The sequence below is a fragment of the Polaromonas sp. genome, assembly GCF_029945685.1.
Classification (GTDB): Bacteria; Pseudomonadota; Gammaproteobacteria; order Burkholderiales; family Burkholderiaceae_C; genus Polaromonas.
In genome coordinates, this window is sequence record NZ_JAQSDA010000025.1 from 137130 (window position 1) to 163140 (window position 26011).

Sequence of the window (26011 nt, forward strand, 5' to 3'; positions counted from 1 at the left end):
TTCGCCAGAGCGTCTTGCCGCAAACGGCCGTAGGAGAAAAGCGGCATTGCCCGCGCCGTGTCTCGCGCCTGTCTTTCCGCCGCGGGAGCGACTGACCTTCTAAGGTTGCTGTCGGCCTGGTGCCTGGCCCGGGTCTGCAGCCGGGCCGGAGGCCGCCACGCTGACTCGTTTATACAGCGCCACGTTTTCGTTTTTGTCGGTGGGCCGGCGCAGGGTGGCCAGGTAGGCCCACTCGGGCATGTCCACGGTTTGGCTGAGCGTGTCCTGGGCGTCCGCATCGACCACCAGGTAGGGGCAGACCGCCTTCGCGCCGGCCCGACGCAGCTGGAGTTGCCCATGGTATTGAAAGGCGGCAACCTGGGCAGAATTCAGACCGTACACCTCGACGCAGGCGCCGGGCTCGACGCGTGCTGCGACCTGTCGCGACAGCGGCGCGTAGCTGCGCGCGTAGTCGAGCAGCGGCAGCCACAGCGTCATCAGCAGCAGCCAGCACAGCGTGGCGCCGCCGGCGGGCAGGACCATGGATTTCCATACTGCCGCACGCTGGCGGCCGGCCCGCCACCTGACCAGCCAGGCCCAGGCCAGGGTGGCCAACGCTGCAGCCAGAAAGGCGAGCCAGGAAAAGCTGGGCTCAAAACCAGGCGCCAGCTTGGCGACGTTGGCAGCAGGCTGCCTGGGCATGCCGGTCTGCATGGCTATCCAGATCACCCAGATGATGATGGCGCAGCCGGTGAAAAACAGCAGCGTGAACCAGTCAATCAGCGAGGCCACGCTGCGCTTGAGCGTGGGCAGGGCAAAGGCGGCCAAGGCCGCCAGCGGCGGCAGGCTCAGCAGCAGGCTGCGGTCCGTCGCGGTGGTGGTGACGGTGGCGGCCAGCGCCACCAGCGCAAACCACAGGGGCAGAGCCACATGCCGACTGGTCAGCTGCCGGCGCCAGCGCCACAAGGTCCAGGCAGCCAGCGGCCAGGCGGGCCAGGTGAACCAGACCAGCAAACGTGCCAGGCTGCGCCATTCCTTGCGGTCTGCCGGACTTTCCAGGCCGGGAATTTCGATGCGCCAGCGCCAGAGATCCAGCCTCCAGGACAGGGCTGCCACCGCGAGGGTGAGAGCCCCCGTCAGCAGCACCCAGCGCCAGGCATGGGTAGGGTTGTTGTCTGGCCGGGCGCTTTGTGCGTTGCCCCATGCCACCAGCGTGCTGCCGGCGCCCAGGAGGGCTGCCACCGTGGGTGCGCCGCTCAGGGCCAGGCCGGCCAGGCCAACCCCCAGCCCCAGAGCCGGTCCCATCACTTTCCAGGCGTTGCGGTAGGCACTGGCCGCCACCGCGTAAAAAACCAGCGCCGTGAAACCGAGCTGCGCCAGGGCCGGGGTGGTTTCGTGCGAGAGCTGTGCCAGGCCGAGACTGGCGATCAGTGCCAGCAGGGCGGCATCGGCAATGGCCCGGGCGTAATCAACCGGGCTGGCTTCCCCGCCAAAGGCAAATGCCACGGGCTGGGCCTGCGGGCTGCGCGCCAAGTAGTAAACGGCGTACCAGGTGCACAGCAGCGTCAGCGCCAGCAGCAGGCCGAACGGTATCCGTGCCGCGGAAGCCGGGTCGAGAAAGGGCAGGGCCTTGATCGCCAAGGCGCCCATCCAGTAGGGTGCAAGCGCTTCAAACTCGCCGACCTGCCCCAGCAGCAGTGGATGCAGCCAGCTGGTGTTGCCGGCGGCCAGTTCGCGCATGGTGCCAAAGGCTGCAATGTCGGCGTTTTTCCAGGGACCGCGTCCCAGGAAGCCCGGCAAGACATAGGCCAGGCAGAACAGCAGCAACGCGAGCCGGGGCAACCGGCGAACTGCGGACTGGGCAATGATGGCGGGTGAGGGTTTGTTCAAGGGAGGTCAGGCTGGGCGAAAGGCCTGATTTTGGAGCAAAAAAAAGCAGCCTGAGGTTCAGGCTGCTTTTTCGTGAGGCCGGAGCAGTTTTGCAGCTTACTCGGCAGCAGGTGCTGCAGCGTCTTTGGCAGCGGTCTTGCCAAAACGGTTGCGGAATTTCTCGACGCGGCCGCCCATGTTGTCCACCGATTTTTGTGTGCCAGTGTAGAAGGGATGCGACTCGCTGGACGTATCAAGCTTGTACAGCGGCAGTTCGCGGCCGTCTTCCATCTTCACCATTTCTTTGGTGTTGGCGCAGGAGCGGGTCACAAACTTGAAGTTGTTGGACATGTCCAGGAAACAAACTTCGCGGTAATTGGGGTGAATGCCTTCTTTCATGATCTTTCCTTGTTCGTTTCGGGAGCCACTCAAAACCGTTCTGAGCACTTTCCGTGAAGCCTCGCATTATGACATGAAATCAAGCACTTACGATGCCCCCACGCTTTTTCGCTGCGTGTAAACGCTGCCCCCCGAGGGGGCGCTGCGCCTGCGGCCCGGCGAAGCCGGTTCCGCGGCCCCGGCCGGACCAATCCGGTCAGTGGGCTATACGCTGTAGAGCGGCTGCGGGGGGTTACCCACCCCTTCGCATCATGTCAAAGAACTCGTGGTTGTTCTTGGTGGCTTTCATGTTCTTGAGCATCAGCTCCATGGACTCGATTTCGTCCATGTTGTACATGAACTGGCGCAGAATCCGCGATTTCTGCAGGATTTCCGGGGCCAGCAGCAGCTCTTCCTTGCGGGTGCCGCTGCGGTTCAGGTGAATTGCCGGGAACACGCGTTTTTCGTAAAGGCGACGGTCCAGGTGGATCTCGCAGTTGCCGGTGCCCTTGAATTCCTCAAAGATCACCTCGTCCATGCGGCTGCCGGTATCCACCAGCGCGGTGCCGATGATGGTCAGGCTGCCGCCTTCCTCGATCTTGCGCGCGGCGCCGAAGAAACGTTTCGGGCGCTGCAGCGCGTTGGCGTCCACACCGCCGGTCAGGACCTTGCCCGACGAGGGCAGTACATTGTTGTAGGCACGGGCCAGGCGGGTGATCGAGTCCAGCAGGATCACCACGTCTTTACCGAGTTCGACCAGGCGCTTGGCGCGCTCGATCACCATTTCGGCCACATGCACGTGGCGCGCGGCAGGCTCGTCGAAGGTCGACGAGATCACTTCGCCGCGCACGCTGCGCTGCATCTCGGTGACCTCTTCAGGGCGCTCGTCGACCAGCAGCACCATCATGACCACTTCGGGGTAGTTGGCGGTGATGGCGTGGGCGATGTTCTGCATCATTACGGTCTTGCCGGACTTGGGCGGCGCCACCAGCAGGGCACGCTGGCCCTTGCCGATGGGGGCGATGATGTCGATGATCCGGCTGGTCAGGTTTTCTTCACCCTTGATGTCGCGCTCGAGCTTGAACTGTTCGCGCGGGAACAGCGGCGTCAGGTTTTCGAACATCACCTTGTGCTTGTTGGCTTCCGGCGCGCCGTCGTTGACCTTGTCGAGCTTGTTCAGGGCAAAGTAGCGCTCGCCGTCCTTCGGGGTGCGCACTTCGCCTTCGATCATGTCGCCGGTGTGCAGGTTGAAACGGCGGATCTGGCTCGGGCTGATGTAGATGTCGTCGGTGGACGCGGTGTAGCTGGAGTCCGGCGCCCGCAGGAAGCCGAAACCGTCGGGCAGCACTTCGAGCACGCCGTCGGCGACGATGGTTTCCCCCGTTTTGGAGCGCTTCTTGATGATCGCGAACATCAGCTCCTGCTTGCGCATGCGGCCGGTGTTTTCGATCTCAAGCTCTTCGGCCTGCTTGAGGACTTCAGACACGTGCAGTGCCTTGAGTTCATTTAAGTGCATGGGGAAACCTTGCGTGAAGTCAACTCCTCGCGGAGTTCAGATAAAAAACGGGGGAGGTCTGAAAGGAAGCTAGAGGCGCTTCACAAACCGGGAACTCGAACCGGCCGGCGGTAGCCGGACAGCGAACAGGGACATTATGACAGGAAATTGGGGGCGTCTATCGGGGCGGGGGAGGTGCGGGAGCCGGTCCTGGCGAGCCGCTTCATGCCGGAGGGGGCGCCGGCAGGCTGTGCAGGGACAGCTTGCCGGCGGCCGGGAACAAGGCCGGTCAGGCCAGTTGCTGGTCGATGAAGGCGGTCAGCTGCGCCTTGCTCATGGCGCCGACCTTGGTGGCGGCCAGCTGGCCGTCCTTGAACAGCATCAGCGTCGGGATGCCGCGAATGCCGAACTTGGCTGGGATGTCGCGGTTTTCGTCCACATTCATCTTGGCGATCTGCAGGCGGCCGTCGTAACCGGTGGCGACTTCGTCCAGAATCGGGGCAATCATCTTGCAGGGGCCGCACCATTCGGCCCAGTAGTCGACCAGCACGGGTTTGGAGGCCTGCAGCACGTCGGCTTCGAAGGTGGCATCGGTGGTATGTTTGATCAGTTCGCTCGCCATGGCGGCTCCTTTGTCTGGTTGGGATGATTACGGTAAGGTAGGGCAGAAGTTGCAGCCATTGTGGCAGAAAGCAAGTGGCCGGGTCGGGCGCCCAGGGGCTATCGGCCCGATAGCAATCATTCGATTTACGGCTTTCCGGCCCTCCTTGCACTGATTCATCCACAGACCCTTGTCCCACTGCCTTCCCCGTGATTACCGCCTCTTTAAACCGCATGAAACCCCTTTCCGCCACTGAATCTGCATGGCCCGCGCCCGATGCGCTTTGCTGGGAACAGGCCATGGGGCAGCTGGCGGGTGTCCTGCAGACCCGGCGCATCCATCCCGCAGAGGCGGTGGTGTTGCTGCCCTATGCGCAGTTGATTCAACAGGCGCGCCGTGCCTGGGCGGCGCAGGCTGGCGACACCTTTTTTGTGCCCCGTTTCGAGACCACCATGAACTGGGTCGGCGGGCTGGGCGGCACGCTGGGCCTGTATGTCCCTTCGGCTGATGATCTGCGCATGGATATGGCGCTGGACATGCTGACGGCGGCTTCCCTGCTCGAGCGGTCAGGGCTGGGCGGCCAGCAGGATGCGCTGGCCGGCCGGCTGGTGGACGCTGCCTGGAGCCTTGCCGGTGTGGCCGTCGCCGTGCTGCCGGCCGCGCGCCCGGCCTGGAGTGAGCGCCTTGCGTTGGCGCTGGGCGCGGGGCAGGAGTCGCCGGTGCTGGCGCTGGAGCTTGCCGTGGGACGGATTGCGCTCGCCTGGGCGGCGGCCTCAGCCTATCCCACGGACTGCCTTTTTCAGGCAAGTCCCCAGCTGTTCGTCGTGCTGGAGGGTTTTCAGGCCGACCCGCTCACCGAGTCGCTCAAACTGCATTTCGGCGACCGGTCGGTTTCCATCCCGCTTTGTCTTGCCTGGCAGGCGCCGCCCAGGCCGCCTGCATTACACGTCGCGCAGGACGCGGAAGACGAAGCCGGCCGCGCGACGGCCTGCGTGCTTGCGCATCTTGCGCAAGGCTTGAGTCCGGTGGCGCTGATCGCGCAGGACAGGCAGCTCACGCGCCGGGCAGGTGCCATGCTGGCCGGGCGCGGGATTGCCATGCGGGACGAAACCGGCTGGAAACTTTCGACCACCCGCGCAGCCGCAAGCCTCATGAGCCTGCTCCGCGCCCTGGCTTGGGACGCATCCAGCGACGCCGTGCTGGACTGGCTGAAAAACGCTCCGGCCTTTGACGCTGCCATGGTGACCGCCGCCGAGATCGAACTGCGCAAGGCCGGTGTGCGTGCATGGCGCGACCTGCCGGACTTTCCCGAGGACGGCCTGGTAGCGCCCGCATTTGCGGCGACGGCACCTCTGGCGCGCAGGGTGAATGCGCTGCGTGCCCCTTTCGGCCGTGCCCGTCTCCTGCCGGTGTGGCTGCGCGACCTCCGGTCCGCCCTGCGCTCGGCCGGACAGTGGGACGCGCTGGCCCAGGACGACGCCGGACAGACGGTGCTTGATGTCCTGCGTCTGCACGAAGGCGCAGAGGCCGAGTTCGAGGTGTCGCCGCTGATGCGGCAGCACGAGTTCACGCAATGGGCCAACCAGGCGCTCGAGGGGGGCAAGTTCTCGCCGCTGCATCCGCCGGTGGAGCAGGTGGTCATCCTGCCTCTGGCGCAGCTGCTTGGCCGGTCGATGCAGGCGGTGGTGCTGCCCGGTTGCGACGAGATCCGGCTGCCGGTGTCGCCGGAACCCGCCGGCCCCTGGACCCCCGCGCAGCGTGAGCTGCTGGGCCTGCCTTCGCGCGAAGTGCTCGCAGCCGCCCAGCGCCAGGCCTGGCAATATGCCCTGCACATGCCGCATCTCGATGTGCTGTGGCGCACCAGCGAGTCCGGCGAACACCTGATGCCCAGCGGATTTGTGCAGGAGCTGCTGCTCGACCAGGACCCGGCTTCGGGGCCGGTCACGGCCGGCGAGCCCCGCCGCCTGCGCAGCGTCGCGACGAGGCCCACGCCGCACCCGTTGCCCACCGGCGAGGCCTTGCCCGTCACCCGGCTTTCGGCCAGCGCCTATGAAGACCTGCGCCGTTGCCCTTACCGGTTTTTTGCGCTGCGCCAACTGCGGCTGCAGGAGTCCGAAGAGCTCGAAAGCGAACTGGGCAAGCGCGACTTCGGCAACTGGCTGCACAGTCTGCTGCGGTATTTTCACGAGGCACTCAAAGCGGCGCCCACCCCCGATAAATCAGCGCGGACAGCTATGATAAATAGAGCAGCCGAACGCGCCACGCACGAGCTGGCACTCAGCGACAGCGAGTTCCTGCCCTTTGCCGCGGCCTGGCCCGGCGTGCGCGAGGGCTATCTGACATGGCTGGCCGACCATGAAGCCACCGGCGCGGTATTCGACGAAGCCGAAGTCTGGCGCGAAGTGCCCGTCGGCACGCTCACGCTGCTCGGCAAACTTGACCGCATCGATCGCCAGCCCGACGGACATGCCCTGGTGATCGACTACAAGACCGAGCCGCGCACCACCACGAGCGAGCGCATCAAGAACGGCCAGGAAGACACCCAACTGGCGTTTTATGCCGCCCTGATGAGCGACGACACCCTGGCAGCGGCCTACGTCAACCTCGGCGAAAAAGAACCCACCAAAACCTATGAGCAGCCCGATATCGTCGGCCTGCGCGACGAACTCATCGACAGCATCCTGACCGACATGGCACGTATTGAACGCGGTGCCAAACTGCCGGCGCTGGGCGAAGGCAAGGCTTGCGACTACTGCGCGGCCCGTGGTTTATGCCGCAAGGACTTCTGGAGTCTGGACGAGGAAGCTGCGGCCGGGGAGGAGGGCTTATGAACCTACCGACCAACACATTGATTCCCCACACCGCCGCCTACGAGTGCAACGGCGCGCCGGTCTCCGCCGATGCGTTCTACGCCATCGCCTGCGACCCGCGGCGCAGTGTGGCGGTGGAAGCCTGCGCCGGTGCCGGCAAAACCTGGATGCTGGTGTCGCGCATCGTGCGGGCCTTGCTTGACGGTGCCACGGCCGCACCGGGTCAGCAGGTGCTGCCGCACGAGATCCTGGCGATCACCTTCACCAAAAAAGCCGCGGGCGAAATGCGCGAACGGCTGGACGACTGGCTCAAGGCCTTTGCCCACGCCGATGACGCCACCTTGCAGCGCGAACTGGACCTACGCGGCGTCCGGATCGATTCTTCAAGCCAAAAAGGCCTGCAGTCCGCACAGGCCGTGCGCGAGCAGCTATCAAATTTATACCGATCCATCCTGGCCAGCGGTCGTTCGGTGCAGATCCGCACTTTTCACAGCTGGTTTGCAGCCCTGCTGCGCAGCGCGCCGGTGGCGGTGTTGCAGCGCCTGGAACTGCCGGTGAACTACGAGCTGCTGGAAGACGACGCATCGGCACGCGCGCTGGTGTGGCGGCGGTTTTACGCGGCGGTCTCGACTGACGCCTCGCTCAAAGCCGACTTTGAAGCGGTGGTGCTGGCCTATGGGCGCTTTCAGGCCGACAAGGCCCTGCAGGCCGCGCTCGACAAGCGCACCGAGTTCACGCTGGCCGATGAAAAGGGCGTGATCGACACCTCGGTGCAGTCTTTCGCGGCGCAGTTCACCGAATTTGACGGCCTGGATGAACCGGAAGAGTTGCTCAGCACCAACCGCTTTCACCGGCAAACCCTCAGTGACGCCGCCGTGGCGCTGGGCCGCGCGAGCGCGCCGACTTTTTCGGCCAAGGGGGCCGAGCTGGAGCGCGCGCTGACGGCCGGCGACTTCCCGGCGGCCATCGCGGCCCTGCTGACCGACAAGGGCACACCGCGCAAGTTCGGCGAAAAAATCGTTGGCATCGAACAGGTGCGCCTGGCCCAGGACCTGGTGCTGCGCGTGGTGGCGGCCCGCCAGCAGCACGACGCCTGGCTGTACCAGCAGCGCATGGCGCGCCTGACGCGTGTGCTGATCGCCCAGTTCACTGCCCTGAAGCGTGAGCGCGGCTGGGTCGACATGAATGACGTGGAGCGCGCCGCGCTGCTGATGCTGGCCGACCCCGTCTTGTCGGGCTGGGTGCAGGAGCGCCTGGACGCGCGTATCCGGCACTTGATGATCGACGAGTTCCAGGACACCAACCCGCTGCAGTGGCAGGCGCTGTATGCCTGGCTCATCGGTTATTCGGGCGCGGGCAGCGCGCCCAGCGTGTTCCTGGTGGGCGACCCCAAACAGAGCATTTACCGCTTCCGGCGTGCCGAGCCGCAGGTGTTTCGCGCCGCGCAGGCTTTTGTGGTGCACGGCCTGGGGGGCGATCTGCTCAGCTGCGACCACACCCGGCGCAATGCCGAATCGGTGATCGACACCGTCAACTCGGCCATGGCCACAGCGCGTGAAACCGACGGGTATGAGGGCTTTCGCGAACACACCACCGCCTCCGGCCAGGCCGGCGCCGTGGGCCGGCTTCCGCCCATTGCGCGCAACAAGGACGAAGAAGAGGCCTCGCCGCTGGCCGCCGGCTGGCGCGACAGCTTGAGCACGCCGCGCGAGCTGCCCGAAGAAACCCTGCGCACCCGCGAGGCCCGGCAAGCCGCCGCCTGGATATCGGGGCAAATAGCCGCCGGCTTGCGGCCGCAAGACGTGATGGTGCTCTCGCGCAAACGCGCCGGCCTGCTGCCCCTGCAGGACGAGCTGCGCGCCTTGCACATTCCCGCGCAGGTGGGCGAAAAAACCGAGCTCATCGACTGCTGCGAAGTGCTGGACGTGGTGGCCCTGCTCGACGTGCTGGTGTCGCCGCAGCACGACCTGTCGCTGGCCCGCGCGCTGCGCTCGCCGCTGTTCGGTCTGGCCGACGAGGGCCTGGTGCAACTGGCCCTGCTGCAGCGCGAGCACCCCCTGCCGTGGTACAGCCTGCTACAAAAAGAGGAGCTGCTTGCGACCGGTTTGAAAGGGCTGGGGCTTGTTTTGACCAAATGGAAGGGCTGGCTGGACCGGTTGCCGCCGCACGATGCGCTGCAGGGCATTTACGACGACGGCGATGTGCTGGCGCGTTTTGGCGCGGCCGCCCCGGCGGCGCAGCGCAGCGCGGTGCTGGCCAATCTGCGCGCGCTGCTCGGTGTGTCGCTGGCACTCGACGGTGGGCGTTACGCCACGCCTTATGGTTTTGTCCGCGCGCTCAAGGCCGGCGGCACCCAGGCGCCGGCAGCCGTCAGCAGCGAGGCCGTCCGGCTGCTGACCATCCACGGCGCCAAGGGCCTCGAAGCCGAGGCCGTGCTGCTGCTGGACACCGACACCGTGGAGCGCAATGCCGACAGCATGGGCGTGCTGGTCGACTGGCCCGGCGAGGCGACCGAGCCGCGCAAGTTTGTTTTCCTGGTCAGCGAAAGCCGCCCGCCGGCCTGCGCCGCCGACACGCTGGCCAGCGAGCTGGCCGCCCGCAAGCGCGAAGAGCTCAATGCGCTGTATGTGGCGCTGACGCGCGCCCGCCATACCCTGGTCATCTCGTCGATCGAGCCACACCGCGTGACCACTGAAAGCTGGTGGCAGCGTCTGCAGGCCCTGGTGGGCGAGCTGCCTGCGCCGGTGGCCGATGAATCCGCCGCAGCGCGGCCGGACCTGGCTGACAGCGGCGTTTTTTACCTGCCCGAGCTGCCGGCCTTGCCCGAAGGTCTGGCGCCCGCTGCCCTTGCCGTGGAGCGGGTGGACGAAGACTCGCTGAAGGCGCGCGTCGGCAAGGCCATGCACCGCCTGCTGGAGTGGGGCGGCGCGCTGTCGGCGGAACAGGTCAAGGCAGCGGCGCGCGAGTTTCGCCTGAGCCCGGCGCAGGCGGCCGAGGCTGCCGGGCTGGCCGGGCGCATCCTGGCGGGCGAGGGCGCCTGGGCCTGGCGCCCGGAGGTGTTGGCCTGGCAGGGCAACGAGGTGGACCTGGTCTACGCCGGCCAGGCGCTGCGGCTGGACCGCCTGGTGCAGCGCAAGGACGCCGGCCATGAAGGCCACTGGTGGGTGCTGGACTATAAATCGGCCGCCGCGCCGGAGCTGCAGCCTGCGCTGATGGCCCAGTTGCAGGACTACCGGGCGGCGGTGCAACTGATTTACCCCGGCGCGCCAGTGAAGGCGGCTTTCCTGACGGGCCGTGGAACCGTCGTCGAGCTTTCCGGCGAACTGCAATAATCAAGGCATGCGCCGATCGGCCGGAGGCGGCCGCTTCCTGGGGGTTCAGGTCTTTTGGCATGGCAGCCCTTGACGGCTGTGCGCTTGCAGCTATAAAAAACAGAGCAGATCGGCTGCGCCCGCCAAATCCGCTTCCTCCCGCTTCCTGTTTCCTCCCCATTGCCATCACGTGCAGACGGACATTTTCTTGAACGATTCAACTTCTCCTGCCCCGCCACGGCGTGTGGCCATCATCGGCGGCGGCCCCGCCGGGCTCATGGCCGCCGAGGTGCTGGCCGGTGCCGGCGCGGCCCTGTCGGTGCAGGTGTACGACGCCATGCCATCGGTGGGCCGCAAGTTCCTGCTGGCCGGCAAGGGCGGGCTCAACCTCACCCATTCCGAAGGGCCCGAACCTTTCCTCAGCCGTTACGGCGAGCGCAGTACGCAACTGCAGCCGCTGCTGGCCGCGTTCGGCCCCGCCGAGCTGCGCGCCTGGGCCCTGGCACTGGGGGTGGAGACCTTTGTCGGCAGCTCGGGCCGCGTGTTTCCCAGGGACATGAAGGCCGCGCCGCTGCTGCGCGCCTGGCTGCAGCGCCTGCGCGCCGCGGGCGTGAAGTTTTCCATGCGGCACCGCTGGCTGGGCTGGGCCGACGACGGTTCACTGACGTTTTCAACACCCGCCGGCCCGGTGCAGGTGCAGGCCGACGCGGTGGTGCTGGCCCTGGGCGGCGGCAGCTGGGCGCGGCTCGGTTCGGACGGCGCCTGGGTGCCGCTGCTGGCCGAACGCGGCGTGGCCGTCGCGCCGCTGCAGCCCTCGAACTGCGGCTTTGATGTGGGCCCCGAGCCGCACGCGCTGGCGGCCGCCGAACAGGGCGAAACCCGCCGCGAGTTTTTCAGGGAACTGGTGGGAAAAGGTCCGTCCCAGCAGCCGGGCTGGACCGAACACTTCGCCAGCCGTTTTGCCGGCCAGCCTTTCAAGTCGGTGGCTATCAGCTTCACCGACTCGCAGGGCCGCAATTTCAACCGCAAGGGCGAGTTCGTCGCCACCGCCACCGGCGTGGAAGGCAGCCTGATCTACGCGGCCTCCAGCTTGCTGCGCGATGAAATCGCCGCGCACGGCAGCGCGACCTTCCTGCTGGACCTGCTGCCCGACAAGTCGCCGGAGCAGGTGCTGGTCGAGGTGCGCCATCCGCGCGGCTCGCGCTCTCTCTCCAGCCACCTCAAGAGCCGGCTGGGCATCGAAGGCATCAAGGCCGCGATGCTGCATGAGCTGCTCGGCAAGGAAGCGATGCACGATCCGGTGCAATTGGCGCGCGCGATCAAGGCGCTGCCGGTGCGTGTGTTGGCTGCGCGCCCGATTGACGAGGCCATCAGCAGCGCTGGCGGCGTGTCCTTCGAGGCCGTGGACGGCCAGTTGCACCTGCAGACCCTGCAGGGTGTCGCGCAGCCGGTGTTTTGTGCCGGCGAAATGCTCGACTGGGAAGCGCCCACCGGCGGCTACCTGCTGAGCGCCTGTTTTGCCAGCGGCCGCGTGGCCGGGCAGGGCGTTGTGAGCCATTTCGGGATCTAGCCCTTGCCATTCGGGCGCAAGCAGCTATTGATTTGATAGCTGTTCCAATGTTTATTTTTGAAGAGGTGTTGCCATGATCGTGCGTTTCCACATCGACCCGATGGAACAGGACCAGTACGAATACCGCGTCAGCTACGAAGGCGAGGAGCTGTACAGTGACGCCGGGCTGGACAGCATCGAGGCCTGCATCGTGGCCGCCACCGAAGGGCTGGGGCAGGACGCCATCGCAGCCGAAGTGGCCTACAAGGGCATCATCAGTGGCACCTATGCGCTGGCTTCCCTGGCGCTGGTGTCGGCGCAGATTGCCGAACATGCGCTGCAGACCACGGCTGCGATTGAAGAGGTTCTCGAAGGCTGACCATCTTCCCTTCCTAGATCACGCCCTCGCGCCGCTCGAAGTAGTGGCTCCAGGCGTTCAGCCGTTCCGACTCGACATGCAGCCGCAGGAAGTCGTCCGGACCCACCTTCGACAGTTCGTGGATCGCCTCCAGCCGTTGTGCCTCCGCCTTGATCAACCGGCCCAATGCTTTCAGGTAGCGGGCCAGTTCCTCGTGGGTTGGTTTTTCAAATGTATCCATGCAAAAAATTCTAGGAAAAAGTTTGCGATGGAGAAAGCCTGAAACCGCAGGCAGGCGCCGCATCCGCTTGTAGGAATTTGGCGTGGCGACGGCTGGATGTGAACTTTTTCACTGCAGCAGCGTGCAGGCGAAAAAAAACAGGACCATCCACGGATGTCCTGTTTTTCAAAAAAGGTGACGGACCTTGACCCCGGCACTGGCTCGACAGTTAGGGCTGCTTGGTTCCCCATCTGACCCGGTTGGCCGCTTCACCATGCGGGAAGGCCCGTCACTCACTATTTTATGCGAGGCGCGACGCCCCGGGCCCGAATATCATCGAATAGCTTGAAAATAGTCTGGCCTTTCAAGGAAAAAAACATGTCCTGGTTCCTCAAGGCCCTCGCGGCCATGGCGGTGTGTGGTGTCGGGGGCGCAGCGCAGGCACAGGGTGAGGCCTTCACACCTGTGAGACACCTTGCCGCCTTTGCCGACGAGACTGCCTTGCAGGCCTGGTTTGAGCCCTTTGTGCAGGAGCGCCAGCGCCGCGAGGAAGAACGTCGCAGGCAGGAAGAAGAACGTCGGCGGCGTCAGGAAGAAGTCCGGAAAAAATGGGAGGCCGAGAACCCGGGCAAGACCTGGGACTCCCGCCCCAGCCCGCCGGCCCCGGTGGCCATGGCCATGGCCGCACCCCCCGCGCCTGCCGCGGCAGGCGCGGCGGAATCCATCACCAACAACCAGACGGCCGGCGTGGACGAGGGCGGCATTGTCAAGGTGCATGGCAAGCACCTGGTCATCCTGCGCCGGGGACGCTTGTTCACGGTCGATGTGGACCGTCACCAGCTGCTGCCGGTGTCGTCCATCAACGCCTACGCGCCGGACGTCAACCCGTCGGGCGCCTGGTACGACGAGATGATGGTGGCCGGCAACACGGTGGCCGTGATCGGCTACAGCTATTCGCGTGGCGGCACAGAGCTTGGCCTGTTCAACATCGATGACGCGGGCCAGCTCAGCTACCGCGCCACATACCATGTGCGCTCCAGCGACTACTACTCCTCGCGCAACTACGCCAGCCGCCTCATTGGCAGCGAGCTCATCCTGTACACCCCCATCCCTCTGAACGTCTGGCATGCCGATCCGGCGGCACGCCTGCCCGCGCTGCGGCGCTGGCAGCCGGGCGCGACACCGGCGGACTTCAAACGCATTGCCGACGCGACCCGCATTTACCGCACGGACGAGCCGCTGAACCCGCAGGAAGGCATCACCCTGCACACCATCGTGCGCTGCGACCTCGCCCAGCCTGAACTCGATTGCCGGTCCAGCGCCGTGCTGGGGCCGGCCGGCCGGGTGTTTTATGTCTCGAGCAGGGCGGTGTACGTGTGGACCACGCGCAACCAGCGCGACGCCGCCAGCGGGCGTGTCGCATCGATTTCGGCGGTGTTTCGTTTGCCGCTCGATGGCGCGGCGCCCAGCATGCTCAAGACGCAGGGCAGCCCGATTGACCAGATGTCATTTCTGGAAGGAGATGACGGTTACCTGAACGTGCTGCTGCGCGCCAACGGCAACGGGGACGGCATGTGGCGCGGCGAAGGCAGCGGCGGCAACCTGTCCCTGCTGCGGGTGCCGGTGCGCGATTTTGGAGATGGCCAGGCACGCGCCGGCGAACAGGCCTACACACGTTTGCCGGCCGCCGGCGACGGCAGCCTGCAGAACCGTTTTGTCGGCCAGCGCCTGCTTTATGGTGCGGGCAGCGGCTGGCGCCGGCCCGCGCCGGGCACGGTGGGCCAGTTGCAGGTGGTGGATCTGGCCGACCGTGCCAGAACCGAAACCCTGGCGCTGCCGCACGGTGTGGACCGCATCGAGGCGCTGGGTGCCGACGCGATCGCGGTGGGCACGGACGGGCAGGACCTGTATTTTTCCAGCGTGCGGCTGGCCCCCCGGGCGCGACTGGCCGGGCGTTATGTGCAGGCGCAGGCCGCGCAGGGCGAGACGCGCAGCCATGGTTTTTTCTACAAACCCGATGACGCCACCTCCGGCGTGGTGGGCCTGCCGGTGCGCGGCGCGGGGCAGGGCGGTTATCGCCAGTTGTGGGACGAGCCCGCCGGCATGCTGTACCTGAGGAACAGCGGCCTGAAGCTGTCCGGCATCGGCAGTCTCGCGTCGCGGCCGGGTGTCGGCAGGGACGACGGCTGCCGCGCCTCCTGCACCGACTGGTATGGCAATGCCCGCCCGATCTTTCTGCGCCACCGGGTCTTTGCCTTGCTGGGTTATGAACTGGTGGAAGGCCGGGTCTTGACGGCGCCCGGCAGCTCCGGGCGACTGGTGGAGACGCGGCGCATCAGTTTTGCGCCGGGTTCGGCCGATTACCAGCGCTGAGGGGCTCTGCTGTCACGCGCAACCGTAGAATCGGGGAATGTCCTACCTCGTCCTTGCCCGCAAATACCGCCCCCGGAATTTTTCTGAAATGGTCGGGCAGTCGCATGTGGTGCAGGCGCTCAGCAACGCCCTGGGCACGCAGCGGCTGCACCATGCCTACCTGTTCACCGGCACGCGTGGCGTGGGCAAGACCACCATCTCGCGCATCCTGGCCAAATCGCTCAATTGCCTGGGTGCGGACGGGCAGGGCGGCATCACCGCCACGCCCTGTGGCGTGTGCCAGGCCTGCACCGACATCGACAGTGGCCGTTTTGTCGACTACACCGAGCTCGACGCCGCTTCCAACCGCGGGGTCGACGAGATCGCCCAGCTGCTCGAACAGGCGGTCTACAAACCGGTGGTGGGGCGCTTCAAGGTCTTCATGATCGACGAGGTGCACATGCTGACGAACACGGCGTTCAACGCCATGCTCAAGACGCTGGAGGAGCCGCCGGAATACCTCAAGTTCGTGCTGGCCACGACGGACCCGCAGAAAGTGCCGGCCACGGTGCTGTCGCGCTGCCTGCAGTTCAACCTGCGGCCGATGGCGCCCGAAACCATTCTGGAGCACCTGGTGCAGGTGCTGCGGGCTGAAAACATCGAAGCCGAGCCGCAGGCCCTGCGCCTGCTGGCGCGCGCCGCACGCGGCTCCATGCGTGACGCGCTGTCGCTGACCGACCAGGCGATTGCCTTCGGCTCGGGCCAGCTGCAGGAAGCCAGCGTGCGCCAGATGCTGGGCAGTGTGGACCGCAGTTATGTGTTCCAGCTGCTCGATGCGCTGGCGCGCGGCGATGGCAAAAGTGTGGTGGAGACCTCCGAGGTGCTGCGCCTGAACGGTTTGAGCGCCGCGTCCACGCTCGAGGAAATGGCCACCGTGCTGCAGCGCATGGCGGTACTGCAGGCGGTGCCTGGCATCGGGGCCGGCGACGACGACGCCGACCCGGAAATCGCAGCCACCGCGCGGCTGGCGCAAACCCTGCCGGCCGACGAGACGCAGCTGCTGTACAGCCTGTGCCTGCACGGCCGGGCCGAGCTGGGGCTGGCGCCCGACGACTATGCGGCGCTGACCATGGTGCTGCTGCGCCTGTTGGCCTTCAAGCCCGCAGGCGCGACGACGGCGGCTGCCGCACAGGGGGACGCCGTCGAGCCCCCAAAAAAGCCGCAGCCTGAGCGTGTGCCGGCCACCCCCGTGGCCGTCCGTCCCGTCGCGGCGACTGTCGCGGCGCCTTTGCGCCCCCCGCTGGCGGCACCGCCGGCTCCCCAGAACATTGAAGAAAATTCGCCTTCCGCCCTTGTGCAGCGTGCGCCACCAGCTCCTGATTTTGTAGCGTCGCGGGATCCCTTGCCGTGGGAAGACGCCTTGCCCATGCCGGCTGCGGCATTGCCGGCGGTGCCGGTACCGGCCCCGGCGCCCGCGCCGGTGGCGGCGCCTGCCACTGCCGCGCCTGCCGCGCCTGCCGCGCCCGTGGTCATGAACAGCCCTCTCGGCGACGTCTGGACGGCACTGGTCAACCGCATGGTGGCCGCCGAGATGATTGCGGCGCTGGCGCGTGAGCTGGCCCTGCAGTCCGAACTGCGCTCGCAGGCCGACGGTGTCTGGACCCTGCGCGTGGAACGCGAGTCGCTGAACCAGGCCGCTGCGCGCGAGAAGCTGCAGGCCGCGCTGCAGACCGCCCTGCAGGACAGCGGGCAGGCGCCCAGGCTCTCGGTCGAACTCGGCCCGGTCGGCGACTCGCCGGCGCGGCGCAATTCCGCCGCCGCGCTGGAGCGACAGCGTCAGGCCGAGGAAACCATACAGAACGACCCGTTTGTGCAGGACATGATGCGCGACTGGGGCGCCAGAATTGTGCCGGGAAGCATCAAACCGCTCGCCCCGGTGGCGGGCAAGCCGATATGATCAAGCGCAGATCGAACTCTCTGTTTTAAAGGAAAAAATCCATGTTCAACAAAGGACAACTCGCCGGCCTGATGAAGCAGGCGCAGGCCATGCAGGACAACCTGAAAAAGGCCCAGGACGAACTGGCGTTCATTGAAGTCACGGCGGAGTCGGGCAACGGCATGGTCAAGGTCACCATGACTTGCAAACACGATGTCAAACGTGTCGAGATCGACCCCAGCCTGCTGACCGACGACAAGGACATGCTCGAAGACCTGGTGGCCGCTGCCTTCAACGCTGCCGTGCGCAAGGCCGAAGACCTGAGCCAGGAAAAAATGGGCAAGCTGACCGCAGGCATGCCAGGGTTGCCCGGCGGCATGAAACTGCCCTTCTAGTGAGCCCCCACGGTCGCTCACGGCGTGTAGCTCCCTGCCCCCTGAGGGGGCCGCTGCGCCTGCGGTCTGGCAAAGCCAGTCCCGCGGCCCCTGCTTGCGAATGCGGATACGACCCTCAGTCGCTGGTGTCACATGGCTGATTCCAACGCCCTTGAGGGCCTGACCCAGGCGCTGCGGCGCCTGCCTGGCGTGGGTGCCAAGTCGGCGGCGCGCATGGCGTTTCATCTGCTGCAGCATGACAAGCCCGGCGCCCTGCAGATCGCAAGGGCGCTCGACCATGCGGTGCACAGCGTCAAACACTGTGCGCTGTGCAACACGCTGACCGAGCTCGATATCTGCAGCACCTGCGCCAACCCGGCGCGTGATCGCAGCAAACTGTGTGTGGTCGAAACCCCGGCCGACCAAGCGGCGCTGGAGCGCACGCTGGCCTACCGCGGCCTGTATTTCGTGCTGATGGGCAAGCTCAGCCCGCTTGATGGCATCGGCCCGCATGACATCGGCCTGCAAAAACTGTTCGACCGCGTGTTGCCCAGGGACACACGGGGTGAAACGCCCGTCGCCGGGGAGCGCGAGGTACAGGAAGTCATCCTGGCCACCAACTTCACCGCCGAAGGCGAGGCCACCGCGCATGTGATCGCGCAGGCGCTCAAAAGCCGCGGCGTGCAGGTCACGCGGCTGGCGCGGGGCGTGCCGGTCGGCAGCGAGCTCGAGTACGTGGACCTGGGCACCATTGCGCACGCGCTGGTGGACCGACGCTAGTTTTTCTGCCAGTTTGCATTCGCGCTTCAATCCTCAACCTCCTCACGACGCCACGCCAGAAAGGCTTTCTCCATGACATACGCACGTTTCACGGTGGCCTACTGGTGCCTGCTGGCTTTTGCGCTGCTGCCAATTGCCTGCGCCGGGCTGGCGAAGTGGGGCAAGATGGGTACCTCGCCGAACAAGGGCGGTTTCGACAACAACAACCCGCGCGCCTGGCTGGCGCGGCAAACCGACTGGCGCGCGCGCGCCAATGCTGCGCAGGCCAATACCTTCGAAGCCCTGCCATTCTTCTTTGCCGCCGTGATCATTGCGCACCAGCTGCAGGCCTCGCAGGTGCGGCTTGATGTGTTTGCGTTCGTGTTTGTGGTGCTGCGCATCGCCTACGTCATGATGTACGTCGCAGACATGGCCAAGAGCCGCAGCGTGATCTGGTTCCTCGCGCTGCTGGTCAATATCGGCATTCTCTTTCTGGGCTACCGGTAACGTCTGGTAACCACAAACCGTACCGTACAAACCCGCACGGGATGATACCGATGCGGGTTTTTTGGGCGCTGGCTATGCTCTTTCCGAAGTCATAAAAATATCAGAGAGAGAGAGAACCCGCCCCATGAAGCACCCCACCGTCAACCGCAGAACTTTCGCCAGTGCGGCCGCACTCGGTGCCGTCTCCCTGGCCTTTCCGGCACTGCGTGCGCAAGGCAAGCTGGAGAAAACAAAACTTGCACTGGCTGTTGGCGGCAAGGCCGCGTTTTATTACCTGCCGCTGACCATCACCGAGCAGCTCGGCTACTTCAGGGCCGAGGGCCTGGATGTGGAGATCAGCGACTTTGCCGGCGGTGCGCGGGCCCTGCAGGCGGTGGTGGGCGGCTCGGCCGATGTGGTGTCGGGTGCCTACGAACACACCATCAACCTGCAATCGAAGAACCAGATGTTCCAGGCCTTTGTGCTGCAGGGCCGGGCGCCGCAGATTGCCTTCGGTGTGTCCACCAAAAACATGCCCAACTACAAAACAGTGGCAGACCTGCGTGGCAAGAAAATCGGTGTGTCCGCACCGGGTTCGTCCACCAACATGATGGCCAACCTGGTGCTCTCGCGCGCCGGGATCAAGCCGGCGGACGTGAGCTTCATCGGCGTTGGTACCGCAGCCGGTGCCCTGGCGGCGCTGCGTTCGGGCCAGATCGACGCCATGAGCAACACCGACCCGGTGATGACCATGCTGGAGCAAAAAGGCGAGGTCAAGATCATCTCGGACACGCGTACGCTCAAGGGCACGGTCGATGTGTTCGGCGGTCCCATGCCGGCGGCCTGCCTGTACGCGCCCATGGACTTCGTCCAGAAAAACCCCAACACCTGCCAGGCGCTGGCCAACGCCATCGTGCATGGCCTGAAGTGGTTGCAAACGGCCGGCCCCGGCGACATCATCAAGACCGTGCCCGACAACTACCTGCTCGGCGACCGCGGCCTGTATCTGGCTTCCTTCAACAAGGTGCGTGATGCGATCTCCCTGGACGGCATCATTTCCGATGAGGCTGCGAAAACGGCCCTCAAGGCCCTCGCCAGTTTTGACCCCAGCATCAAGGCCGACAAGATCGACCTGAGTAAAACCTATACGAATGAATTCGCCAGGCGCGCCAAGGACAAGTTCAAGGCATGAAGACAAGCCCCCACGCTTTTCACTTCGTGTAATCCGCTGCCCCCCGAGGGGGCGCTGTGCCTGCGACCCGGCCAAGCCGGTTCCGCGGCCCCGGCTGGTAAAAATTCACCCGACAATGCCTCATGTCTGTGTCCCTCGATCCTGCCTCTGACTACGCGCTTGAACTGCTGGACGTCACCTGCACCTTCCGCTCGCGCGACGATGCGGGCCAGGCCTATACCGCCGTCGGAGCAACCACGCTGCGCATACGTGCCGGCGAGTTTGTGTCCGTGGTCGGCCCGACCGGCTGCGGCAAGTCCACGCTGCTCAACATCGGTGCCGGTTTGTTGCCGCCGACCTCCGGCACCGTCAAGGTGTTCGGCCAGCCGCTGAGCGGCATCAACACGCGGGCCGGCTACATGTTCCAGACCGAGGCGCTGATGCCCTGGCGCAGCGCCATCGACAACGTCATGGTCGGTCTGCAGTACCGAGGTGTGCCGGATGCCGAAGCGCGCGCGCAGGCGCAGGCCTGGCTGGAGCGCGTGGGGCTGAGCGGGTTCGGTGACCGCTACCCGCACCAGTTGTCGGGCGGCATGCGCAAGCGCACGGCGCTGGCCCAGGTGCTGGCGCTGGACCCCGACATCATCCTGATGGACGAGCCGTTTTCGGCGCTCGACATCCAGACTCGCCAGCTGATGGAAAACGAGGTGCTGGATCTGTGGGCGGCGAAGAAGAAGGCGGTGCTTTTCATCACCCACGACCTGGACGAAGCGATTGCCATGAGCGACCGCGTGGTGGTGCTGTCGGCTGGACCGGCCACGGTCCCCATGGGCGAGTTCGTCATCGACCTGCCGCGCCCGCGCAATGTGGCCGAGGTCCGCACCCAGCCACGTTTCATCGAGCTGCACACGCAGATATGGGATGTGTTGCGCGACGAGGTGCTCAAGGGCTACGCGCAGCAACTTCAAAAGGCGGCATGATATGTGCCCCCACGTTCGCTCACTGCGTGTAGCTCTCTGCCCCCCAAAGGGGCGCTGCGCCTGCGGCCCGGCAGAGCCGGTTCCGCGGCCCTGGCTGGACGGTGGGAGGCTTTGGGACGGCAAGTCTGCCTGTACGGTGGCGTGACCATGTGGCAAAACATCAAACCTTCGGATAAAAATCTGCGCTACTGGCAGGTCGGCTTGCTGGTGGTTTTCCTGGGCCTGTGGCAACTCGCCTCGCGCGACCAGCAGCTGGCGTTTTTCCTCGGCGAGCCGGTCAAGGTGGCCGGGCGCGTCTGGTCCTGGTTCATGCCCCTTGGTATCGGCCCCAGCCTGCTGTTTCCCGACGGCTTGCCGGGCAACGCCGACATCTACCTGCACCTGGGCACCACACTGCTGGAGACGGTGCTGGCGTTTGGCATCGGCACCGTACTGGGCCTGGCCTTCGGCCTGTGGCTGGCGCTGGCGCCCCTGGCCGGCGCCATCATGGACCCCTACATCAAGGCGGCCAACTCGATGCCGCGCGTGATCCTTGCACCGATTTTTGCGATGTGGTTCGGCCTGGGCATCTGGAGCAAGGTGGCGCTGGCCGTCACGCTGGTGTTCTTCATCGTGTTTTTCAATGTCTACCAGGGTGTCAAGGAGGTCAGCCCGGTGGTGCTGGCCAATGCAAGGATGCTGGGCGCCAGCCAGCGGCAACTCCTTCGCACCGTGTACCTTCCCAGCGCCACCAGCTGGGTGTTTTCCAGCCTGCACACGTCCGTCGGTCTGGCCTTCGTGGGGGCCGTGGTGGGCGAGTACCTGGGGTCGGCGCGCGGCGTGGGTTACCTGATCCTGCAGGCCGAAGGTACTTTTGACGTCAACACCGTGTTTGCCGGGATCGTGGTGCTGACGGCGTTTGCGCTGGTGCTCGACGGCATCGTTGGCCGCATTGAGCGCAGGCTCATGAAGTGGCAACCCCGCACGGGAGAGACGGAGAAACTCTGATGACACCTCCTTCTGAAAAGATATGCCTGTACTCGGGGCCCCTGAGCATGTTCGGCGCCAAGGTGGAGATCGGCGTCCTTGAAAAGGGACTGGACTTCGAACTGGTCATGGTGCCTTTTGAAATGCAGCGCCTGTACCAGCCCAAACATCCCGAAGTGCTGCGCATCAACCCCAAGCAACAGGTGCCGGTGCTGGTTCATGGGGCGCTGGAACTGTTCGACTCGACCCAGATTTTTGAATACCTCGAAGAGCTGCAGCCAGAACCCGCTCTGTGGCCTGCAGGCGCCGCTGCGAAAGCCCGGGCGCGCCTGCTTGAGCATCAGTCCGACGAGGTGTATTTTCCGCCCATCGTCCGGCTGATGAGTCTGCAGGATCAGTGGCAGGACCCGGCGGCTGTTGCGGCGCGTGAGGCGTCGGCGCTCTATTACCTGAAGATGGAAGGGCTGCTGGCCGATCGCGATTACCTGGCAGGCGCCTATTCGTATGCAGACATTGCGTTTTACATGGCGCAGCTGTTCGGCGAACGCATGGGTGCCGCGATGGATGAACACACGCCGCGCCTGCTGGCCTGGCGTGAGCGGATTTCACGGCGGCCGGCCGTGCGCAAGGTGGCCGGGGCGATGGCAGCCTACCTGCAATCGCAGGGACGGCCGCTGCCGGCTTTTCTGGCGGCGCTGCTGCCGTCTCCTTGACCGCATCGGCCCGGCGGTCCTGAATCTTCCATCTGTTTGTTTCGTCCTACATACACGCGGCGGGCCGGTAGCTACATTGGTGCCAGCTACGCCGCCGTGCCCCCCGGGCTGGCGGCATCCGTTCACTCAGCGCAAGGAAACCCCATGAATCTCCATCTCAGCATCGGCCCCGTCGTCTCCCTGATTGCAGGCATCCTGATCCTGATCATGCCGCGCCTGCTCAACTTCATCGTTGCCATTTACCTGATCATCATTGGCCTGCTCGGCCTGTTCGGAGCCGGCGCGCTCAAGCTCTAGAACCAGAAAAAGGAACGGGCCGCGCTGCGGGCTCAGCCCTTCAGCGTTTGCCCCGCGCCAGCGCCAGCAGGGCCTGCTGCTGGGCGGGGGTCCGTCCGGCGATCAGTGCCAGCAGACCGGCACGGTCCAGCAGGTTGATGCCGTTGTCCTTTGCGAATTTGCGCGCATTCTCGCTGCAGATCGAAGATGTAGCGCAGGTGCCGCGCTTGAGCTGGCGCGAGCGCATCAGGTCAAGCAGGGGGTGCAATTCGCGCACACCCACCGGCTGGCCCGACCACTGCTTGCACCAAGCCACCGCCGCCGGGCTGTCCGTGCCCTGTTGCGCGTTACGCGAGTAAAGCCATAGCGTCACGCCGCCGGCTGTGCCGTGCGACTGGCCCCGGATCTCGAATCCGCCCTGCGCAAACAGCGCTTCACACACCGCGTCAAACTGCTGCGCCGACACTTGGTCAAACAGGGCCGGCGTCCACGAGGCTTGTGCCACGGGGGGCGGCGGCACGCTGCGGGCCGGCTGGGCTGGCCTGCTCGCAGTCGGGGCGGCGGGGAAATCAATCAGCTTGTCGATGGCAAAGGCCGTGCTGGGCGCGGCAGCAAGCTTGCCGGGAGCGGGCAGCCGGGGTGGTCCCGCTCCCCTTGCCAGCTTGCTCCAGGGCGGCTCAAAGGCGAGGGGGTCGACAAAAGCTTCGGCCTGGAGCCGGTTGATCAGGTAGCTGCCCACCAGAACAACACCGAGCAACAGGGCCGCAGCACCTGCAGGCAACAAGGACCGATCCCTGCCGGACATCACCAGCAGGGTCATGCCGATGGCGACGGCCAGCAGTCCGATGGCAAAAAGAGACCGGTGGACCGCGCTGGGCTTGACTTGTGTTCCGGGCTTGCTGACGACCATGGCGTGGGTGATCCGATGGACTACTCAGGCTGTGGGTACACGCAGGAGGTGGACCATGGCGCCATTTCCCGGGAGCTCCTAGCGCCTCTTGGTCTTGACCACCGCTTTTCCCGGCGCACGCCTGACCGCCTGGATCTTGGTCTTGCCCGCGTTGGGCCTGGCTGCGCTCACGGCCTTGACCGGCAGAAACAGCACCACCTGGTGCCCGAGCTTGAAAGCCGCCGAGCTGCCGACCTTGTTCCACTCGGCAACGGCATCAGGACGCAGGCCGTAGCGCCTGGCGATGCTTGCCACCGTTTCACCCTTGCGGGCCTTGACGGTGGTTCTGCGCGTGACGATTTCCGGCGCCAGCGTCAGCTGGGCGGTGTCGGCAACCTGGCTGGTCACGTCGTTGTCCATTTTTGCGCTGCGCGACACCATCAGGGTTGACCCTGCCTTGATCAGCATGCGTGGTGGAATGTTGTTGACGCCGCGCAGGTCGGACTCGCTCATGCCGACGCGTCTGGCGGCGTCGCTGACGCTCAGGGTCGCCGGGGCGGTCCAGGCGGTCCAGCTGGCGTATTGCCCCTGGGAGTAGGCCTCGAAGTTGCGCTGGAAGATCTTGGCATTGTCCCAGGGCAGCAGGATGTGGGGCATGCCGGCCGCCAGAATCACGGGGCGATGGGCCGACGGGTTGAGGGCCTTGAAGTTGCTGATTTCCACGTCGGCGAGCTTGGCCGCCAGCGCCACATCGATATCGCGGGTGATCTGGACCTGCTGGAAGTAAGGGTGGTTTTCAATCAGTGGCAGCTCGGCGCGGAAATTCTGCGGATTGGCCACGATGTTCTTCACCGCCTGGAGCTTGGGGACATACAGGCGCGTTTCATCGGGCATGCGCAGGTCCTGGTAGCTGGTGCCCAGGCCGTCTTTTTTGTTTCTGGCAATGGCGCGTCCGACGCTGCCTTCGCCCCAGTTGTAGGCGGCCAGAGCCAAATGCCAGTCGCCGAACATGCCGTGGAGTTTTTGCAGGTAGTCGAGTGCTGCGCGGGTCGATGCCAGCACATCACGCCGGTCGTCACGGAAGGCGTTTTGCTTCAAATCGAAGTACTTGCCGGTGGCCGGCATGAACTGCCACATGCCAGCAGCCTTGGCGCTGGAGACGGCTTGCGGGTTGAACGCGCTTTCAATGTAGGGCAGCAATGCAAGCTCGGTCGGCATGTTGCGCCGCTCCAGCTCCTCGACAATATGAAACAGGTATTTGCTCGAGCGCTCCGTCATGCGCTGGATGTAGTCCGGCCGGCTGGCGTACCACTGCTCGCGGTCGGCTACCAGCTCGCCTTCGAGATTGGGCATGGCAAAGCCGCGACGAATGCGTTCCCACAAATCGGCAGGCGGCTGCAGGCTGGCCACGGTACTGGACGGGGTTTGCGCTGCGCTGATAGGCGACAGGGGGCCGCTGGGGTAGATCGACTGGGACGCCGACGGCGAGGTGCCCAGGACCGGATCGCCGGGCATGCCCAGCTTGCTGTTGCTGCTGGCACAGCCGGCGAGCACGAGCGCGGCCAGGGAAAGGGCGAGGATCCTGAGCGGGGAAAGCAGCCGAGCAAGACGGTCAGAAAAAACCGGGGAAGCCGGGAAAGCGGCGGAGTGGGTGAAAAACGCTGGCTGCGACTCGGTCATTTGAATTGGTTCTTCCACTGCCTGATGGCGGCAAATACGGTGTTGTCGTCATGTGCCGCCGGATCAAAGTGCCGGGCGGCAGCGATGACCGTGGCCTGTCGGGTACGCAAAAAGGGGTTGATCAGCAACTCCTGGGCAATCGAGGTCGGCAAGGTCGGCTCCCCCTTGTCTCTCAAGGCAGCACAGCGTGCATGGTAACCAATCAGCTCGCGGTTGTCAGGTTCTACCGCGAGCGCAAAACGCAGGTTGCTCATCGTGTATTCATGCGTGCAGCAGACGCGGGTGTCGCCCGGGAGGGCGGCGAGACGGTCCAGTGAAGCCAGCATTTGCGCCGGCGTACCTTCGAAAAGGCGGCCGCAACCACCGGAAAAAAGTGTGTCGCCACAAAACAGAAGGGGCCGACCGTCCAGGGGGGTACCATCCGGTGCCGGGCCGCCCCAAGCCGGATGAGCCCCCTCCGGGGGCAGCGCATCACGCGAAGCGGAAAGCGTGGGGGCCCTGTAAAACGCGATATGGCCGGCGGTGTGGCCCGGCACGTCGATGACCAGGAAATCAAGGTCCAGTGCCCGCACCGTGTCGCCGTCCTGGAGGGGGGTGAAAGGCCGGGGGATGCGCTCACGGGCCGGGCCGAACACCTTCGCGCCGGTGGCGTCGCGCAGCGCATCGACGCCGCCGGTGTGATCGGGGTGGTGGTGCGTGACTAAAATCGACTCTAATTGCAGTTGCCTGTCCTGCAGCATGCGAAGCACGGGCTGCGCGTCGCCCGGATCAACCACCACGGCGCGCCGGCCGTCGTGCAGCAGCCAGAGGTAATTGTCGTCAAAAGCAGGGATGGGAATCAGGTACATGCAGCAGTCTC

General features: G+C 65.4%; 22 protein-coding genes and 1 other RNA gene. 14 read left to right on the forward strand and 9 right to left on the reverse strand.

Translation table 11 applies throughout. From position 1 onward, the window contains the following. Nucleotides 1–99 precede the first annotated feature (99 nt). The 4 genes from PSV26_RS16510 to trxA form a co-directional block, all read right to left on the reverse strand. On the reverse strand, nucleotides 100–1869 hold the full coding sequence (locus PSV26_RS16510; protein ID WP_300572214.1) for a hypothetical protein: 1770 nt from the start codon (nucleotides 1867–1869) through the stop codon (nucleotides 100–102). A gap of 96 nt (nucleotides 1870–1965) precedes the next feature. Next, the gene (locus PSV26_RS16515; RefSeq protein WP_096695864.1) at nucleotides 1966–2247 is read right to left on the reverse strand and encodes a type B 50S ribosomal protein L31; all 282 of its coding nucleotides are present in this window, start codon (nucleotides 2245–2247) and stop codon (nucleotides 1966–1968) included. Nucleotides 2248–2479: 232 nt separating this feature from the next. After that, the gene (gene rho, locus PSV26_RS16520) at nucleotides 2480–3742 is read right to left on the reverse strand and encodes a transcription termination factor Rho (RefSeq protein ID WP_096662678.1); all 1263 of its coding nucleotides are present in this window, start codon (nucleotides 3740–3742) and stop codon (nucleotides 2480–2482) included. Between the two features lie 268 nt (nucleotides 3743–4010). Further along, a complete protein-coding gene (trxA, locus tag PSV26_RS16525; protein WP_077594529.1) occupies nucleotides 4011–4343 on the reverse strand; it encodes a thioredoxin TrxA in 333 nt (110 codons plus the stop codon). A 212-nt stretch (nucleotides 4344–4555) separates the two neighbouring features. Here trxA and PSV26_RS16530 point away from each other — a divergent pair, with 212 nt between their 5' ends. From PSV26_RS16530 to PSV26_RS16545, 4 genes are all read left to right on the forward strand, one after another. After that, nucleotides 4556–7153 (forward strand): PD-(D/E)XK nuclease family protein, encoded by a 2598-nt coding sequence (locus tag PSV26_RS16530; protein ID WP_300572216.1) that lies wholly within the window; start codon nucleotides 4556–4558, stop codon nucleotides 7151–7153. Beyond that, nucleotides 7150–10464, forward strand: a complete 3315-nt coding sequence (locus PSV26_RS16535) for an exodeoxyribonuclease V subunit beta (protein WP_300572217.1) — start codon at nucleotides 7150–7152, stop codon at nucleotides 10462–10464. Before PSV26_RS16530 ends, PSV26_RS16535 begins: the two co-directional genes overlap by 4 nt. A 187-nt stretch (nucleotides 10465–10651) precedes the next feature. Next, nucleotides 10652–12013 carry a TIGR03862 family flavoprotein gene (locus PSV26_RS16540; protein WP_300572218.1) on the forward strand — a complete coding sequence of 454 codons (1362 nt, stop codon included), beginning with the start codon at nucleotides 10652–10654 and terminating at the stop codon, nucleotides 12011–12013. 73 nt (nucleotides 12014–12086) lie between these two features. Beyond that, nucleotides 12087–12371 (forward strand): hypothetical protein, encoded by a 285-nt coding sequence (locus PSV26_RS16545; protein ID WP_300520162.1) that lies wholly within the window; start codon nucleotides 12087–12089, stop codon nucleotides 12369–12371. A 13-nt stretch (nucleotides 12372–12384) separates the two neighbouring features. Here the strand turns inward: PSV26_RS16545 and PSV26_RS16550 are convergent, their stop codons facing one another. Both PSV26_RS16550 and ffs read right to left on the reverse strand, forming a co-directional pair. After that, complete coding sequence (locus tag PSV26_RS16550) at nucleotides 12385–12591, reverse strand: hypothetical protein (RefSeq protein WP_300520165.1); 207 nt, start codon at nucleotides 12589–12591, stop codon at nucleotides 12385–12387. A gap of 173 nt (nucleotides 12592–12764) precedes the next feature. Continuing rightward, nucleotides 12765–12861: signal recognition particle sRNA small type (gene ffs, locus PSV26_RS16555), an RNA gene on the reverse strand. An 87-nt stretch (nucleotides 12862–12948) separates the two neighbouring features. Between ffs and PSV26_RS16560 the strand changes: the two genes are divergently transcribed. The 10 genes from PSV26_RS16560 (at nucleotide 12949) to PSV26_RS16605 (ending at nucleotide 22604) form a co-directional block, all read left to right on the forward strand. Beyond that, on the forward strand, nucleotides 12949–14943 hold the full coding sequence (locus tag PSV26_RS16560; protein WP_300572220.1) for a beta-propeller domain-containing protein: 1995 nt from the start codon (nucleotides 12949–12951) through the stop codon (nucleotides 14941–14943). 37 nt (nucleotides 14944–14980) lie between these two features. Then, entirely contained in the window at nucleotides 14981–16879 is a 1899-nt protein-coding gene (gene dnaX, locus PSV26_RS16565; protein WP_300572222.1) for a DNA polymerase III subunit gamma/tau, read from the forward strand. A 41-nt stretch (nucleotides 16880–16920) separates the two neighbouring features. Beyond that, nucleotides 16921–17253 carry a YbaB/EbfC family nucleoid-associated protein gene (locus PSV26_RS16570; RefSeq protein WP_096662652.1) on the forward strand — a complete coding sequence of 111 codons (333 nt, stop codon included), beginning with the start codon at nucleotides 16921–16923 and terminating at the stop codon, nucleotides 17251–17253. Between the two features lie 132 nt (nucleotides 17254–17385). Then, nucleotides 17386–18012 (forward strand): recombination mediator RecR, encoded by a 627-nt coding sequence (gene recR / locus PSV26_RS16575; RefSeq protein WP_300520173.1) that lies wholly within the window; start codon nucleotides 17386–17388, stop codon nucleotides 18010–18012. Nucleotides 18013–18084: 72 nt separating this feature from the next. Beyond that, nucleotides 18085–18498, forward strand: a complete 414-nt coding sequence (locus tag PSV26_RS16580; RefSeq protein ID WP_300572224.1) for an MAPEG family protein — start codon at nucleotides 18085–18087, stop codon at nucleotides 18496–18498. Between the two features lie 124 nt (nucleotides 18499–18622). Then, entirely contained in the window at nucleotides 18623–19669 is a 1047-nt protein-coding gene (locus PSV26_RS16585; protein WP_300520179.1) for an ABC transporter substrate-binding protein, read from the forward strand. A gap of 122 nt (nucleotides 19670–19791) precedes the next feature. Further along, nucleotides 19792–20628 carry an ABC transporter ATP-binding protein gene (locus tag PSV26_RS16590; RefSeq protein ID WP_300572226.1) on the forward strand — a complete coding sequence of 279 codons (837 nt, stop codon included), beginning with the start codon at nucleotides 19792–19794 and terminating at the stop codon, nucleotides 20626–20628. Nucleotides 20629–20775: 147 nt separating this feature from the next. Continuing rightward, nucleotides 20776–21615 (forward strand): ABC transporter permease, encoded by an 840-nt coding sequence (locus tag PSV26_RS16595; protein ID WP_300572228.1) that lies wholly within the window; start codon nucleotides 20776–20778, stop codon nucleotides 21613–21615. After that, nucleotides 21615–22307: a glutathione S-transferase family protein gene (locus tag PSV26_RS16600; RefSeq protein ID WP_300572230.1), complete on the forward strand. Its 693-nt coding sequence runs from the start codon at nucleotides 21615–21617 to the stop codon at nucleotides 22305–22307. The genes PSV26_RS16595 and PSV26_RS16600 overlap by 1 nt, the downstream gene beginning before the upstream one ends. Before the next feature lie 144 nt (nucleotides 22308–22451). Next, nucleotides 22452–22604, forward strand: a complete 153-nt coding sequence (locus PSV26_RS16605; protein ID WP_300520189.1) for a DUF3096 domain-containing protein — start codon at nucleotides 22452–22454, stop codon at nucleotides 22602–22604. Between the two features lie 40 nt (nucleotides 22605–22644). Here the strand turns inward: PSV26_RS16605 and PSV26_RS16610 are convergent, their stop codons facing one another. From PSV26_RS16610 to gloB, 3 genes are all read right to left on the reverse strand, one after another. After that, complete coding sequence (locus tag PSV26_RS16610) at nucleotides 22645–23493, reverse strand: restriction endonuclease (RefSeq protein WP_300572231.1); 849 nt, start codon at nucleotides 23491–23493, stop codon at nucleotides 22645–22647. A 78-nt stretch (nucleotides 23494–23571) separates the two neighbouring features. Then, the gene (locus tag PSV26_RS16615; protein ID WP_300572233.1) at nucleotides 23572–25152 is read right to left on the reverse strand and encodes a transglycosylase SLT domain-containing protein; all 1581 of its coding nucleotides are present in this window, start codon (nucleotides 25150–25152) and stop codon (nucleotides 23572–23574) included. Further along, nucleotides 25149–26000, reverse strand: a complete 852-nt coding sequence (gene gloB, locus PSV26_RS16620) for a hydroxyacylglutathione hydrolase (RefSeq protein ID WP_300572235.1) — start codon at nucleotides 25998–26000, stop codon at nucleotides 25149–25151. The genes PSV26_RS16615 and gloB overlap by 4 nt, the downstream gene beginning before the upstream one ends. Nucleotides 26001–26011: the final 11 nt, after the last annotated feature.

What these genes read in the sequence shown, in the direction of transcription:
- PSV26_RS16580 (WP_300572224.1), top strand. Translation starts at nt 18,085, where the DNA reads ATGACATACGCACGTTTCACGGTGGCCTACTGGTGCCTGCTGGCTTTT.
- PSV26_RS16570 (WP_096662652.1), top strand. Translation starts at nt 16,921, where the DNA reads ATGTTCAACAAAGGACAACTCGCCGGCCTGATGAAGCAGGCGCAGGCC.
- PSV26_RS16595 (WP_300572228.1), top strand. Translation starts at nt 20,776, where the DNA reads ATGTGGCAAAACATCAAACCTTCGGATAAAAATCTGCGCTACTGGCAG.
- PSV26_RS16600 (WP_300572230.1), top strand. Translation starts at nt 21,615, where the DNA reads ATGACACCTCCTTCTGAAAAGATATGCCTGTACTCGGGGCCCCTGAGC.
- PSV26_RS16560 (WP_300572220.1), top strand. Translation starts at nt 12,949, where the DNA reads ATGTCCTGGTTCCTCAAGGCCCTCGCGGCCATGGCGGTGTGTGGTGTC.
- PSV26_RS16515 (WP_096695864.1), bottom strand. Translation starts at nt 2,247, where the DNA reads ATGAAAGAAGGCATTCACCCCAATTACCGCGAAGTTTGTTTCCTGGAC.
- PSV26_RS16610 (WP_300572231.1), bottom strand. Translation starts at nt 23,493, where the DNA reads ATGGTCGTCAGCAAGCCCGGAACACAAGTCAAGCCCAGCGCGGTCCAC.
- PSV26_RS16605 (WP_300520189.1), top strand. Translation starts at nt 22,452, where the DNA reads ATGAATCTCCATCTCAGCATCGGCCCCGTCGTCTCCCTGATTGCAGGC.
- rho (WP_096662678.1), bottom strand. Translation starts at nt 3,742, where the DNA reads ATGCACTTAAATGAACTCAAGGCACTGCACGTGTCTGAAGTCCTCAAG.
- PSV26_RS16535 (WP_300572217.1), top strand. Translation starts at nt 7,150, where the DNA reads ATGAACCTACCGACCAACACATTGATTCCCCACACCGCCGCCTACGAG.
- PSV26_RS16590 (WP_300572226.1), top strand. Translation starts at nt 19,792, where the DNA reads ATGTCTGTGTCCCTCGATCCTGCCTCTGACTACGCGCTTGAACTGCTG.
- PSV26_RS16615 (WP_300572233.1), bottom strand. Translation starts at nt 25,152, where the DNA reads ATGACCGAGTCGCAGCCAGCGTTTTTCACCCACTCCGCCGCTTTCCCG.
- dnaX (WP_300572222.1), top strand. Translation starts at nt 14,981, where the DNA reads ATGTCCTACCTCGTCCTTGCCCGCAAATACCGCCCCCGGAATTTTTCT.
- gloB (WP_300572235.1), bottom strand. Translation starts at nt 26,000, where the DNA reads ATGTACCTGATTCCCATCCCTGCTTTTGACGACAATTACCTCTGGCTG.
- PSV26_RS16585 (WP_300520179.1), top strand. Translation starts at nt 18,623, where the DNA reads ATGAAGCACCCCACCGTCAACCGCAGAACTTTCGCCAGTGCGGCCGCA.
- PSV26_RS16545 (WP_300520162.1), top strand. Translation starts at nt 12,087, where the DNA reads ATGATCGTGCGTTTCCACATCGACCCGATGGAACAGGACCAGTACGAA.
- recR (WP_300520173.1), top strand. Translation starts at nt 17,386, where the DNA reads ATGGCTGATTCCAACGCCCTTGAGGGCCTGACCCAGGCGCTGCGGCGC.
- trxA (WP_077594529.1), bottom strand. Translation starts at nt 4,343, where the DNA reads ATGGCGAGCGAACTGATCAAACATACCACCGATGCCACCTTCGAAGCC.
- PSV26_RS16530 (WP_300572216.1), top strand. Translation starts at nt 4,556, where the DNA reads ATGAAACCCCTTTCCGCCACTGAATCTGCATGGCCCGCGCCCGATGCG.
- PSV26_RS16550 (WP_300520165.1), bottom strand. Translation starts at nt 12,591, where the DNA reads ATGGATACATTTGAAAAACCAACCCACGAGGAACTGGCCCGCTACCTG.